At 58.9% G+C, this 11,739-nt stretch carries 16 protein-coding genes; 11 read left to right on the top strand and 5 right to left on the bottom strand.

All coding sequences use genetic code 11. The annotated features are described in order from the left end of the window. The 8 genes from GYH35_RS34765 to GYH35_RS00565 form a co-directional block, all read left to right on the top strand. The coding region (locus tag GYH35_RS34765) for a hypothetical protein (RefSeq protein ID WP_235936673.1) at window positions 1-198 on the top strand (198 nt) is incomplete at its 5' end. A 1,319-nt stretch (window positions 199-1,517) separates the two neighbouring features. Beyond that, complete coding sequence (locus tag GYH35_RS00595) at window positions 1,518-2,516, top strand: tyrosine-type recombinase/integrase (protein WP_161827374.1); 999 nt, start codon at window positions 1,518-1,520, stop codon at window positions 2,514-2,516. A gap of 121 nt (window positions 2,517-2,637) precedes the next feature. Next, window positions 2,638-3,066, top strand: coding sequence for a cold shock domain-containing protein (locus GYH35_RS35315; RefSeq protein WP_161827373.1), 429 nt, complete (start codon window positions 2,638-2,640; stop codon window positions 3,064-3,066). 261 nt (window positions 3,067-3,327) lie between these two features. Beyond that, a complete protein-coding gene (locus GYH35_RS00585) occupies window positions 3,328-3,639 on the top strand; it encodes a type II toxin-antitoxin system HigB family toxin (RefSeq protein ID WP_161827372.1) in 312 nt (103 codons plus the stop codon). Continuing rightward, entirely contained in the window at window positions 3,639-4,064 is a 426-nt protein-coding gene (locus tag GYH35_RS00580) for a helix-turn-helix domain-containing protein (protein ID WP_202624004.1), read from the top strand. Before GYH35_RS00585 ends, GYH35_RS00580 begins: the two co-directional genes overlap by 1 nt. A gap of 505 nt (window positions 4,065-4,569) precedes the next feature. Then, entirely contained in the window at window positions 4,570-4,737 is a 168-nt protein-coding gene (locus GYH35_RS00575) for a hypothetical protein (protein ID WP_161827371.1), read from the top strand. 109 nt (window positions 4,738-4,846) lie between these two features. After that, window positions 4,847-5,251: a hypothetical protein gene (locus GYH35_RS00570; protein ID WP_161827370.1), complete on the top strand. Its 405-nt coding sequence runs from the start codon at window positions 4,847-4,849 to the stop codon at window positions 5,249-5,251. 73 nt (window positions 5,252-5,324) lie between these two features. Beyond that, a complete protein-coding gene (locus GYH35_RS00565) occupies window positions 5,325-6,029 on the top strand; it encodes an oxidoreductase (RefSeq protein ID WP_202624003.1) in 705 nt (234 codons plus the stop codon). Between the two features lie 146 nt (window positions 6,030-6,175). Here the strand turns inward: GYH35_RS00565 and GYH35_RS00560 are convergent, their stop codons facing one another. The 5 genes from GYH35_RS00560 to csrA all read right to left on the bottom strand — a co-directional run bounded on the left by GYH35_RS00560 (window position 6,176) and on the right by csrA (window position 8,608). Then, the gene (locus GYH35_RS00560) at window positions 6,176-6,526 is read right to left on the bottom strand and encodes a helix-turn-helix domain-containing protein (protein ID WP_161827368.1); all 351 of its coding nucleotides are present in this window, start codon (window positions 6,524-6,526) and stop codon (window positions 6,176-6,178) included. A gap of 494 nt (window positions 6,527-7,020) precedes the next feature. Further along, on the bottom strand, window positions 7,021-7,392 hold the full coding sequence (locus GYH35_RS00555; RefSeq protein ID WP_161827367.1) for a helix-turn-helix transcriptional regulator: 372 nt from the start codon (window positions 7,390-7,392) through the stop codon (window positions 7,021-7,023). Next, complete coding sequence (locus tag GYH35_RS00550; RefSeq protein WP_161827366.1) at window positions 7,389-7,874, bottom strand: hypothetical protein; 486 nt, start codon at window positions 7,872-7,874, stop codon at window positions 7,389-7,391. Before GYH35_RS00550 ends, GYH35_RS00555 begins: the two co-directional genes overlap by 4 nt. A gap of 9 nt (window positions 7,875-7,883) precedes the next feature. Next, window positions 7,884-8,387, bottom strand: coding sequence for a hypothetical protein (locus GYH35_RS00545; protein ID WP_161827365.1), 504 nt, complete (start codon window positions 8,385-8,387; stop codon window positions 7,884-7,886). A gap of 5 nt (window positions 8,388-8,392) precedes the next feature. After that, window positions 8,393-8,608: a carbon storage regulator CsrA gene (csrA, locus tag GYH35_RS00540; protein ID WP_161827364.1), complete on the bottom strand. Its 216-nt coding sequence runs from the start codon at window positions 8,606-8,608 to the stop codon at window positions 8,393-8,395. A gap of 158 nt (window positions 8,609-8,766) precedes the next feature. Between csrA and GYH35_RS00535 the strand changes: the two genes are divergently transcribed. The 3 genes from GYH35_RS00535 to GYH35_RS00525 all read left to right on the top strand — a co-directional run bounded on the left by GYH35_RS00535 (window position 8,767) and on the right by GYH35_RS00525 (window position 11,738). After that, the gene (locus GYH35_RS00535) at window positions 8,767-9,126 is read left to right on the top strand and encodes a helix-turn-helix domain-containing protein (RefSeq protein WP_161827363.1); all 360 of its coding nucleotides are present in this window, start codon (window positions 8,767-8,769) and stop codon (window positions 9,124-9,126) included. A 64-nt stretch (window positions 9,127-9,190) separates the two neighbouring features. Continuing rightward, window positions 9,191-9,502, top strand: a complete 312-nt coding sequence (locus GYH35_RS00530) for a helix-turn-helix domain-containing protein (RefSeq protein ID WP_161827362.1) — start codon at window positions 9,191-9,193, stop codon at window positions 9,500-9,502. Between the two features lie 961 nt (window positions 9,503-10,463). Further along, a complete protein-coding gene (locus GYH35_RS00525; protein ID WP_161827361.1) occupies window positions 10,464-11,738 on the top strand; it encodes a site-specific integrase in 1,275 nt (424 codons plus the stop codon). Window position 11,739: the final 1 nt, after the last annotated feature.

Below are 11,739 nucleotides of genomic sequence, written 5' to 3'. Positions count from 1 at the left end.
TCGGCGCGAAATCGGCATGACACAGTTTTGGCACAGCCATTTTTGACGGCTGCCGAAGATGAAATTCGCAACTCTTGCCACGTCGCGGCGGTCCTAAAGAGCCGCAACTATCGCTTCGCTGCGCCGTACGCGCAAAACGTTTCATATGTCACTGCAATCACGGCCGCTACTGGTGACCTCGGCGCTGTAGTGTTGTGAGTCTCGATGCTCGCACGCTAGGAAGCGATAACATCGAAGGCGCCTCAATGCAGTAGGGCGCTTCCCTCCCACTGTTCTATCTTCCACTGACACGCATGTGCTCCCGCATGCGATCGCCCTCACGGCCGGCCGGCGGAGTGTTTCATAGAGCGTTGGGGGCTGCGCAGCGTCGAAATGGCGACCATTTCAGAATCAGCCCGCCGTAAGTGGTGCACATTTCAGAACCGGCCTGCTCCAAGTGGTGCACATTTCGTGACCCATCATACAAAAAAACGCGTCGTTTCAACTTCCGGACACCGAGATCCATCTAGGAAACGCGTCATCCATTGGGTTCGCGTGTCAATGCATCGGGCCAATGATGATCCAGTGCGTCGCTTCGTCCCGAGCAGTTCATCGGTCTGCCGCTCCATTCGAGTATCGCGCAGGCATCCCGGGACAAGCTGCGCCGAGTTGTTCGTACTCACGCAAGCCGTGGCAACTCGACTCCGCAGAGGCCGAGGCGATGTTTGAACGGTCGCTAGACAGAGTGATTGCGCTGTGGACAAACCCTTCCGGAAAGCCGCCAGCGATCAAACGTTTGCAAACCGCACCGCCGCGGCAGCGACACTTCGAGCGACCAAACGAAAGGTTACATCACGGCCGCAGCGGAATACAGCTTTGCAGAACATTTCTTTCGAAGAGGGCATTGACCGCAGCGCGAGAGTGTGGAGAATGTTTGGTGCATCGACGGATCGGTAATCGATCCGGCAGGGTGAAGGCCCTGTGCAGCGAACGCCGTCGCTATATAAATGGGCCAGGTATGTCTGCTCGGACTCTACCGATTGCAGACTGCACGAAAGTGCAATGACCTACGCAGGGTATAAGCCGGCCATCATGCTGGCCTATTGATTCCTCTTGTTCTTCCAAGTCCGTGCGACCAACATCGTCCTGATCAGGTCGCGTTCGATGCTGAGTCTCGCGTTGAGCCGCTTCTTGCTCGACGTCGGACCAGAACTCCCAATCAAAGACCATCACGGTGATTGCATGCGCGACGAGCGGGTCGAAAGATCCGGCGTCGCTGTGGCGGCTGCCCAGCGCAGCGTCACAGCGCGTTGATGCGCACCGTCGAAGCCGCATTGGCAACGCGGCGTGCTCTGGCGACCGGCAATTTCCTTAAATCCCGCTCCCGGCTCGTCGACCTTTATCAAGGTCCGACGCGTGAGGCGCGATTGCGCTTGCTCATACGCAGGCACCAAACCCTCAAGTGACGGCCCGGTGTGACAACACCAAACGGAGAGCGCCATATTCAATTCCTTTCATTTTCTAAAGCGGAGAAAGTTATGAATGCCTTTGAACTGCTGAAGAGTCGAGGACAGCGAGTGAAGCGGCTCGGCTGCAAGGTTTGGCGGGAGGTGCGCGAGCAGTATCCAGCCGCCTTACAGAAGCAGGTCGGCGCCAAGACTCGCCGAGATCGTGCGATGGCGCAGCGGAGATTCGTCTTCTGGACGGTGCACTATCAGATTCATTCCGTAGCGCACGTGAAGAGAAAACACGTTGAGGCGTACTGCCGTTATTTGGAAGAGCGAATGCTGTGCCCTTCAACCATTGCCACGGAGCTCTCCCACTTAGCGGTACTGCTACGGACGCTGGGAAAGCCACAGTGGCTGGATGATCGGGAGAGCCTTTTTGCGGATCCGAGCATCTTGACTCGTAGTCTTGTTGCGACGAAGGACAAGTCGATCGAAGCTGCGGGGCTGGCGTTTGAAGCGATATACGCGGCGGCCTGGTCGATTAACCCGCGGGTCGCCGTCCAGCTGGCGCTGTGCTGGCATTTCGGATTGAGAGTTCAGGAGGCTTGGTGCTTCCGGCCGCACCTGTCGGTGCAGGACGGATTCGTGCGGGTGAAGTGGGGAGCAAAGGGCGGCCGCCCGCGCACGCTCTCGGAACTTACAGACGAGCAGCGATACCTAATTGAGCTCGCGAAGACGTTTGCTGCCACTGAGGCGGAATCGACGGTACCGCGACGAATGTCTTTGAAAGCCTGGAAGGCAGTTTTCTATAGAGTGACGAAACGCATTGGCCTGACGAGGGCGAAGTGGGGCGTGACGCCGCACTCTCTTCGGCATTCGTTCGCCCACCGCCAACACGAGCGCGCGACACGCCGCCTGGCGCCTGTACAGGGTGGCACGCTGGCTCAGGATGACCCTTCGGCCGATCGCGCCGCTCGAGAGATCGTTGCTGAGGAGTTGGGCCATTCGCGCGCCTCGATTGCGGCGGCCTATATCGGCGGCACGCGTGTGCCTTCAGAGGCAGAGGCCGGGCAGCGTGGGGCAGGTTGATCGGAAGCTATCTTCGAAGCGTCGGCCTCGGCAATGATGCTGGGACTCTATGGCGGAACCCCTTGCACGTTTGGTCATCGATGTTATTGCTTGACTGAGAGCAGTGACAATCGAGGTGACCATGCGTGGCAAGGTGAAGTGGTTTTCACGAGAGAAGGGTTACGGCTTCATCACTGATGAGCAGGCGCGGAATCACTACTTCTCGGTGCAGGATGTTCGAGGGGCTGATCTGCCGGCATCCGGAGATCAAGTTCAGTTTCAATCGCAAGATACGAGTCGTGGTCCACGCGCATCGGGCATTCAGTTGATTGCCCGAAGCGAGAGTGCTCCTCGTGGCGACGACCGCGTGAGATGCGGACATTGTGGAAGGAAGATGGTGCCGCGGCTCATCAGCTACCAGGGGCAAGTTGAGCGATCGGTGTGTCCGTTCTGTGCTGAGACGTATTGCGACTTCTTGCTCCCGTCATCGACTCTGCTATGGAGGTGGGTTGCGCTCGCGGTCTTCGTGCTGGTCATCTTCATCGGATGCTTAGGATCTCGAAGTGCCTGAAAGTCGCGTTGACGTTGACCGTCCCGTGCCCTTCGGGGTTAGCCAGTGAAAGAAGGGCAGGTCGACGATGGTTTCCTACCGGTCATACTCCGGCGCGGCCCTCACCGTGAAGCAAACCGAGGCTCGTATTGATCTGGCGTCTGGCGCCAGCGTCACTGAAATCTGCCCCGGCTGGCGGCGGCTCGCAGAGCTGGCGGCGGCCGGGACACCAATCTTGATTGATATCTCATTTTGAGATATCCTTCGCGGAAGGAGTAGTATATGCACGTAATCTCGCGGCGAGCTCTGCGAGAATTCTGGGAGGAGCATCCGCCCGCGAAGACACCGCTGGCGGCGTGGTTCCGAATCCTGGAGATCGGCAGTTTTGCCGACTTCAATGCGATCAAGAGAGCATTTGGAACTGCGGACTATTTGGCGCCGTACACGATTTTTGACGTGGGCGGCAACAAGTATCGGGTAATAGCGGTGATCCACTACAACCGCCAGCGTGTCTACGTCCGGCACGTGTTTACTCACCCTGAGTATGACACGTGGTTCACCAAGGTCCGAAGCGCGAAGAGGAGCAAGCGATAATGCATGCCGTCGTTCGTAATGTTGAGGAAATGACTCCTGCTTGGAAGGAGCTTGAAGCTCGCGCGCCGGTCAAGCTGCGCGCGATCCGCAGCGAGCGCCACTACAAGGCGATGACAGAGTTCATGAATGAACTTCTGGATGAGATCGGCGATCGTGAATCGCATCCCCTCGCCGGGTTGCTCGACGTGGTCACGATGTTTGTCCGCGACTATGAAGAACGCGAGGTTGAGATTCCCGAGGCGAGCCCTGCTGCCGTGCTGCGTTTCCTGATGGGTCAACGTGGCTTGCGACAGGTCGATCTCGCTGATCTGTTTGGATCTCAGTCGAATGTGAGTGAAGTCCTGAGCGGCAAGCGTGAGATCAACGCGCGCCAGGCGAGGGCGCTTGGTCGACGTCTGGTGGTTTCGCCGGCTGTGTTTATTTGATCGTTGCAGTGATCGGTCCGTCCACAGAATCACTGTGGGCGGACCGTCAGGTCACGAACGCGAGATATCGCAACAAAGCGCCGAGCGCAGCTTCAGGCACGATTCCCAATAAGCACTTGTCCACTGCTGCCGCCGGTCGCGATCAACGATCTGGCCAGCCAACAGCGGACCTGAAACGGATCCGGTTCTGCCAGCCGCAAGCGCTGCCCGAGCCAGCCGGATTGAATCCTCGACTCAGACGATGTGCCTCGTGGTAACCGCCGTTGGCCGCGGAAAAGCGAGTGTTGATAGCTTTGAGTTCAATTATTCATCACAGCTGGTTCGATTGGCGGAATGTCGGGTCGGGATGCGCGCGTCGCCACCAAGGTGTTGTGCAACAACCTTGCGTCGTCCGTCCCCATGGGCGTGCCTATCATCGCCGTCAATCTCAGTGTTCCGAACGAGCTGCGCGGTATCACTATGGCCTGAGCCCCGTCGTCATGGGGAGAGCTGCATCGTCTGCGCCATGGTGGCTGTGGTCGGCGGAATTCTGGGCGGCGAGGTGATGCTTGGTAAGGCGATGGCGGCAGTGGCCGTGCCGCTCGCTTTGCTGGCTGCGCTGTGCTTCTGGATAGCAACACCAACTCGCCTTGCAGCGGAGCAGACTGCGCTCATGAACGAGTACGCCGTGTAATTCCACTTGAAGAGCTTCTATCATAGATCGAGCGTCCACTCGCGCAGCGAAGCTTTTACTATTCTCGAAGCGCAGAGACCAAATTGAACTCGCAGGCGATTCGACGAACATGAAGAACGTTCCCGTGTACGGACGAGATGAGATATTCGCCTTGCTCGACTACGATGGTTGTATCGCCGCGGTTCGGGAGGCGATGAAGAGTTTCACCGCCGAAGCTCCGCAACAGCCGCTGCGGACCATCGTGCCGATCGCCCCGGCGAAACTGTTCGGCGTCATGCCTGGCGTGCTCCCGGTGCAGGAGACGTTCGGCGCTAAAATCGTCTCCGTGTTCGGCGATCCATCGCGGCCGGGCCGTTCGGCGCACGAAGGTGTCGTCGTGGTCTTCGATCGGGAAACCGGTCAGATCAAGTGCATAGCCGACGCGCATTCGATCACCTCCGTTCGTACCGCAGCCGCCTCCGCGGTGGCCAGTGTGCCTGCGGAGTGGTTCGTTGTCTCGTGCAGTGACATGTGAATGGTCCTCTTGCAAGCGGTGAGCGCTCGTCATGTGGGTATTTGCGTTCGCTCAGCTACCAGGCTCACCGACGGTGAACACTCGAACGGATGGATATGGCGGCTCGCGTGAGGCGCGGGTGCGTCTGCCACTGGAAGTGTTCTCGGCGGTCCGATCGGCTGTCAGCAAGCGTTTCGCTGTCGGTTGCCGCTTCCTGGCTGAGGAATGCATCGACGGGGGCAGTAGCGTCCAGGACGCGGTGTGGTACGCGACCCAGTTCGCGGGCGCAGGTATGGATTTCCTATCCGTGTCTCGCGGCGGCAAGTTCGACGACGCAAAACAGCCCAAGGTGGGCGAGGCTGCCTATCCCTACACGGGGCGCAGCGGCTATGAGTGCATGCCGTCGTACTACTCCGATGCGGTCGGACCGTTCGGACGCAATCTGCCACCGTCAAAACTCATGCGCGCGGCAATTCGAGCTGCCGGACATTCGACGCCGCTCGTCACGGCCGGCGGCATTCACAATTTCGATCAGGCCGAAGCCGTGCTCGCTTCGGATCAAGCCGACGTCGTCGGCTTCGCGCGCCAGGCTTTGGCCGATCCCGATTGGTTCATCAAAGTGCTGAGCGGGCGGGGCGCCGAGGTGCGCTTGTGCCTGTACACGAACTATTGCGAGACGCTGGACCAGCGGCATCGGGAAGTGACTTGTGAGCTCTGGGATCGCGAAGGTTTGGAGCAAGCGGGCGTCACGCGCTCGGCGGACGGCAAGCGCCGGCTGCTCGCGCCGGACTGGTCCTGAGCGAAGAGAGCCTATATCTATGAAGAACTGCGAAAAGGGGATGCGAGCCGCGCGTGCCAGTATGAACAACGGACTGGCACAGTGCGTTCGAGCGTCAGCCGGAGAACGTTAAAGATGTTGTCTTTCAGATGTGACGGGTCTGCCTGCTAGCGTTGTTCAGATTCGCCAGCATTCTTGTCCTCACCAAATCCTTGTTGCGGAGTGAGAGCGTTACGCTCCGCCACGATCTGACGTACTAGATCGATTTCGTCTGCAAAGCAGAGACTGTCGGCCAGTTCCAGCAGCACGAATATCGACGGATTCGCCTCACCGGCAAGCAGCTTTTGCAGATGAGTTCGACTGACGCCACTCGATCGGCATACTTCGGTCTGATAGAGGTCTTCTGTGCGCAACTGGCGACGCAGGACAAGAGAGATGGCGAGGTTAGTGAGCCTCAGTTTCTCCTTCCTGAGTTCACTGGACTGCGCCGACTGTCCAGGCGTGATCCTGACGCTCATGTGTCACCGCGACGCTGCTGGCGACTTCGGCTCGACGTGTCACTGTTGAGCGCCTTCTGTGCATCTCGAATATGCGGACTAACGTCCTCAGTGAGCTTCACATATGCGGCATCCAGCACCGTCAGGATCTCGCAAGTCGCGTCGACCTCGCCTCCAGGTCTCATTGCTTGTAAACATACGAATACAAAGTTCCTGGCCTCATCGAGCTGGTGTTCCGCTTTGCGCAGTTGTTCCGAGGCTGCGGCGATGCCGTTGCCGCGGAGTTGGATTAGCTCGCGTTCCAGGTTTTCGGCGCGAAGGACCAAGCTAAAAGCGAGTTGGGCTAGGCTTCCCAGAGTTTCGGTGCCCTGTATCAGCCGAGCCTTGAGTGTGTCTTGACCGGGCTCACAGGCTTGAGCGGCCACCCGCAGAGTGACCGCAGTGGCTTGGGCTTCAGCGATTTGTATCAGGACGCTCAGGGGAGCACCGGGCCTGTTTCGTTAAATGACGATCCACTAAGAAAGCTGCTGCTCCAACACATCGATGATTCGGATCACAAAGCGCTGCTTTGTCTTGGATAGTCTCTGCAATCTTTCCGCATGCCGTACGGCTTTGGGAGAGAGTCGCTGATTGTGCCATCGCTTCGGAGGTGTCACCTCCGCAAGCTCTTCCATAGAGACCCCAAATATCTTAGTCAGCTTGGTGAGGATGAGCACCGATACGCGCCGGTCGCCGAGCTCGTAGGCGAAGACTGCTTGTTGCGATACCTTGAGAGCGCGCGCCAGCTCCGCTTGTGTCATTCCTCTAGTCTTGCGGAGCAATGCGATGTGCGCGCCGAGCTTCGCAAAGAAGGCGCGGCTCTCACGTTTAATTTGAGGTGAGTTCATTGGCTCACGTAGCCCGGAGAGTTTGTCGCAGCACCTGCCCGAGAGGCTACTGCTCGCTCTTTGAGAGCCCGGACGAGAGCCGCTAGCTCATCCAGGTCCGGCATCAGGCCTGCGAGCACGAGTCGCTGATCATCAAAGTCGGTGTGGCGCATCAGTTCGCCTATAGCCATTGCCACCGCAAGACATGCGCGCAGCCGTTCGTGCTGCTGTTCACAGGTGACCACGTAATTGTCGATATGCAGCTTCGCGGTTTGGCGCGCCTTCAACGCTTCCAGCGCACTGCTCGTATCGAGTAGCGCCCATTGAAGCAAGCGACAGCAAAGGCCGAGGTTGGTCTTCAGGGATTCCGGCTCAAACTCAGTTGGCAGCGCTTGGGCGACATCGCCCGCAATGCCTGCAGCACTAGCGGTGCGCGCCCACAGCTGAGTAGCGAGCTTGATAAGTTCGGCGTGCTTGGCCTGGATCGAAGTTTGTGCGGACATAGTGGCGCCTCAACTTGCAGGTGGATCCGGCAAGGACATCGCCGCTGGGAGCAGGCCTTCGAGGACCAATCGAATGCCTTCTTCCAACTCGTGCAGTGATTCGATGATCTCGTCCGCCTCATCGGTTCCATCCATTTCGCTACTTCGCAAGACATAGATGACTGCCAGTGTTAGGTGTCGTGCGCGATGGAGCGCTTTGCGTTGCGCTTCACATCCGGCAGCGATTTCCGAGGCTCGGCTTACGGGATCAGCGTAGTGCGAAACAGCGCCGAGTGGCTGTAACGCCGTATGCACCTGATCGAGCAGTTCAAGTGCCGCATCCATGCATGTCCCCAGGTGAGGTTCGTCCGGTCCATATTCGAAGCACGTGTGCAATGTCTGGGTGGCAATGTTGGCAAGGCCACTGAGACTCGCGGCGTGGGCTCGGCAGCTTTCGATGTGTTCCGCCACCAGTACGGGCTTGAATGAGAGAACCGGCCCGGGCGGCGGACAGCACTGCGCTTTCTCTGTCATCGCCATCACCTCGAGTTAGGGCCGAGGTGGGGCGATTCGTCGCCGTGCGCTGCAGCTTCTTCGCGCTGGATGCGCTCGTAGATCTCTTCGCGGTGTACGGGCACTTCCTTGGGAGCGTGGACGCCCACCCGCACCTGATTGCCTTTGACACCGAGGACCGTGACGGTGATGTCGCGGCCGATCATTACGGTCTCGCCCACTCGTCGAGTCAGGATCAGCATGGTCGAACACTCCTGTCTGGGTCGCGCCCAGTCGAACCACGATCTGCTGTGCCAAGGACTAAGTAAGTCTTAGCGAATGCCGATACTAAGTAAGTCTTAGTAGGCAGTCAAACCAAAAACTAAGAAAGTCTTAGGATCGATGGGATGGACAGGGATGGATGGGAGTCGAGTCGGTCATTGCGAGGCGTTTGCGTGAAGCCCGAAAGAAGAAAGGGGATAGCCAAGCAACGCTCGGAATTCGTGCCGGCATCGACGCCTCGGTTGCAAGCACCCGGATCAATCAATACGAACGTGGCAAGCACCGGCCGGGATTGAAAACGGTCGAGCGCATTGCGAAATGCCTATCCGTCCCGGCGCCTTACTTCTATGCCGAAAGCGACCAACTCGCGGCCTGGATTTTAGCTCTTGAGTTAGTCGACCCCACGCTTCGTGATGCTGTTCTGCAGTCAGCCAAGGAGAAAGAGGAGGAGAAGGCGAGGGAGAAAGAGAAAGCCAAGTCCCTCGAGGCTGCTAAGTAAGTCTTAGTAGGCGACGGTCGGCTCGATCAACACTCTAGCTGCTCACACAGAAAGGTGGGGCACGATGGCGTCGGTGCTGGGAAAGCGGCTGAAGGAAGCGCGGTTGCGGATTGGCTTGAGCCAGGCGCAAGTGGGTATTAATGCCGGGATGGACCAGTCTGTCGCGAGCACGCGCATCAATCAATATGAGCGTGACGTGCACGTGCCTGGGTTTGCTGTCGCAGAGCAGTTGGCCAAGGCTCTCAAGGTACCCTCAGCATACTTTTACGCTGTGGACGATCAGCTCGCTGCGTGGATTCTGGCGTACGCCAAGATCCCGGCGTCCGACCGTCGCACCATCATGGAAGAGGCGGGTATAGCCCCGCGTCGTTTGTAGCAAGCCTGCTGGGGCGAACTGCTACTTTTCGTTTAGCTCTTCATGGCGTTCGAGTCTTGACGACTGGCCGACGGTCGCCTTACGTTGCCACTTGCGCGAGTAGCATCTCGCGTCCGTTTCAGTCGCCGGGAATTGGTGATCTCCGGCGACCCTGCCAAAAGCTCGTCCCAATCCCCCGACGCGCCAATTGAGCCCAGTGTTCGGCGGAATTGATTCATGCGTGTGTCCGCACCGACGGCCACAAGCGCAATCGCCCGACTTAGTTGACCAGCGTGCTCTGTCCATTCACGCGACCGCGTTGACGTGGGTGCGATGTTCGTTGCCATCCCCAGGCTGGACGCGTGGCTTCATGCGTGTCCTTGTCACGGTGCGTTTCTCCACGCATCGACCGTCTTGCCGACAACACGATCGGCTCGGCAAGAAAGCCTCCCTTTCTCCCTTCCCACTCTTCTTCGCATCGACGGCAATGAGCGAACGCATCCTTATCCCACTTCCCGGTCTCGGGACGCTCGAGCTGCCTCGAGAGGTTTTCGAGCAGCACCTCGTAAGACCGGCCGCGCCTGAGCCAGCTTCCTCGGCCAGCCAACTTGTGGATGCCGAAGAGCTCGAACGGCGCACTCAAATTCCTGCGAGCTGGTGGCTAGCGCAGGCGCGTGAGAGGCGTGTGCCATGCCGAAAGATCGGGCGATACGTTCGCTTTGATGTCGATGAGGTCTTTCGCTGTGACGAGTTCCGCCGGAAAGGGAGACCTCCGGATGAACTGAAAAACGTGTAGCCGCGGTGTGGTATGTGCGCAACCAACTCGTCGAGTGCGAGGCTGGATTGCGCCCTGCGAGGGTGAGCGCTCTTGTCGGGCGGCGAGATCGAGGCTGTAGTGAAGCCGAAGTCCTGCAATTTCCCCATTTCTATACGGTAGGCACCCGCCGCCAATTCACAAACCTATCCGCCCGCACTTACTCCCATGGCATGTGTCCGAAAGCGCCGCGGGCGATATGTCGCCGATTTCCGCGATCAGAACGGAGAGCGACACGTCGAGACGCCGAAGGGCGAGTTCGAAACGTTGGCGCACGAGAAGCAAGCCGCGAAAGCGTTGCTCAAGAAGCGGCTGGAGGAGGTGGGTGCGAACACGTACGTGCCCCCGGAGGATCAACTTACGTTTCGAGAGGTTGCGAAGCTCTGGATCGACAGCAAGGTGAGACTGCGCGCAGCGTCTCTCTCCGATTACCAAACTACACTCGACTGCTATCTCGTGCCGTACTTCGGACCGCGCAAGTACGCGTCGATCACGCGATTGGACATCGAAAAGTTCCGCGCCGAGATGGTGGCAGGCATTCCCGAGATCGTGCAGCGGGCCCGCGACGAAAAACTTCGTGAGCTGAAGCTGAGCGACCCGAACGCAAAGCTTCGGGCGCTCAGTCCGGGCCCACGGACAACCAACAAATGCATCGGCGTACTGATCTCCATCGGCTTCTACGCCGTCGACCACGACCTTGCCATCAAGAACGTGGCTCAGCGAATGGAGAAGGTGCTCGAGGACGGGGAGGGCGAGGACGAGGACAGCGAAGAGAGCGTGATCGAGGAAAACGTGCTGACGCCGTCCGAGCTCGTGCGAGCCATCGAGGCGGCGCTGGATCCCTATCGTGTTCCGATCGCGATGGCAGCGTATTGCGGGCTGCGCCAGGCGGAGATCCTGGGACTCAAGTGGAGCGACATCGATTGGGTCGGATGCACGGCCAAGATCCGGCGAACGCAGCGAGGCGGCGTCTTCTCGAAGCCGAAGTCAAAGGCGAGTCGGCGCATCATCGAGCTGCCGGCGCCGCTGATCGAGGAGCTGAAGCGCTGGCGGTCGCTATGCCCAAAGAACGAACACGACGTGGTGTGCCCCTCAGTGCGTGGGCTGCCGATGCAGGCGAGTGCGTTGCTACAACGTGGCTTCTATCCAGCGCTGGATCGGGCAGAAATTCGTCGAGTCCGCTTTCACGATCTCCGTCATTCCTGGGCGAGCAACCTGCTCGAAGCGGGCGAGAACATCGCGACCGTATCAAGGGCGCTCGGGCACGCCAATGTATACATCACGCTCAAGACGTATGCGCACGCGATCCCGAAGCCACGACACGGAGTGAGCGATCGAATGGCCGCTCTGATGAAAGAAACAATTCAGCGTGGGTACAAAATGGGTACTGAGGAGGTGGACGACCACTGCGCGCCGCTCGGAGGAGAGCGCGTAACCCATTGAA

Source organism: Steroidobacter agaridevorans, from assembly GCF_009932555.1.
GTDB lineage: Bacteria > Pseudomonadota > Gammaproteobacteria > Steroidobacterales > Steroidobacteraceae > Steroidobacter > Steroidobacter agaridevorans.
This window is presented reverse-complemented; position numbering and strand designations above follow the sequence as displayed.

What these genes read in the sequence shown, in the direction of transcription:
- GYH35_RS00595 (WP_161827374.1), top strand. Translation starts at nt 1,518, where the DNA reads ATGAATGCCTTTGAACTGCTGAAGAGTCGAGGACAGCGAGTGAAGCGG.
- GYH35_RS35315 (WP_161827373.1), top strand. Translation starts at nt 2,638, where the DNA reads ATGCGTGGCAAGGTGAAGTGGTTTTCACGAGAGAAGGGTTACGGCTTC.
- GYH35_RS00585 (WP_161827372.1), top strand. Translation starts at nt 3,328, where the DNA reads ATGCACGTAATCTCGCGGCGAGCTCTGCGAGAATTCTGGGAGGAGCAT.
- GYH35_RS00580 (WP_202624004.1), top strand. Translation starts at nt 3,639, where the DNA reads ATGCATGCCGTCGTTCGTAATGTTGAGGAAATGACTCCTGCTTGGAAG.
- GYH35_RS00575 (WP_161827371.1), top strand. Translation starts at nt 4,570, where the DNA reads ATGGTGGCTGTGGTCGGCGGAATTCTGGGCGGCGAGGTGATGCTTGGT.
- GYH35_RS00570 (WP_161827370.1), top strand. Translation starts at nt 4,847, where the DNA reads ATGAAGAACGTTCCCGTGTACGGACGAGATGAGATATTCGCCTTGCTC.
- GYH35_RS00560 (WP_161827368.1), bottom strand. Translation starts at nt 6,526, where the DNA reads ATGAGCGTCAGGATCACGCCTGGACAGTCGGCGCAGTCCAGTGAACTC.
- GYH35_RS00555 (WP_161827367.1), bottom strand. Translation starts at nt 7,392, where the DNA reads ATGAACTCACCTCAAATTAAACGTGAGAGCCGCGCCTTCTTTGCGAAG.
- GYH35_RS00550 (WP_161827366.1), bottom strand. Translation starts at nt 7,874, where the DNA reads ATGTCCGCACAAACTTCGATCCAGGCCAAGCACGCCGAACTTATCAAG.
- GYH35_RS00545 (WP_161827365.1), bottom strand. Translation starts at nt 8,387, where the DNA reads ATGACAGAGAAAGCGCAGTGCTGTCCGCCGCCCGGGCCGGTTCTCTCA.
- csrA (WP_161827364.1), bottom strand. Translation starts at nt 8,608, where the DNA reads ATGCTGATCCTGACTCGACGAGTGGGCGAGACCGTAATGATCGGCCGC.
- GYH35_RS00535 (WP_161827363.1), top strand. Translation starts at nt 8,767, where the DNA reads ATGGGAGTCGAGTCGGTCATTGCGAGGCGTTTGCGTGAAGCCCGAAAG.
- GYH35_RS00530 (WP_161827362.1), top strand. Translation starts at nt 9,191, where the DNA reads ATGGCGTCGGTGCTGGGAAAGCGGCTGAAGGAAGCGCGGTTGCGGATT.
- GYH35_RS00525 (WP_161827361.1), top strand. Translation starts at nt 10,464, where the DNA reads ATGGCATGTGTCCGAAAGCGCCGCGGGCGATATGTCGCCGATTTCCGC.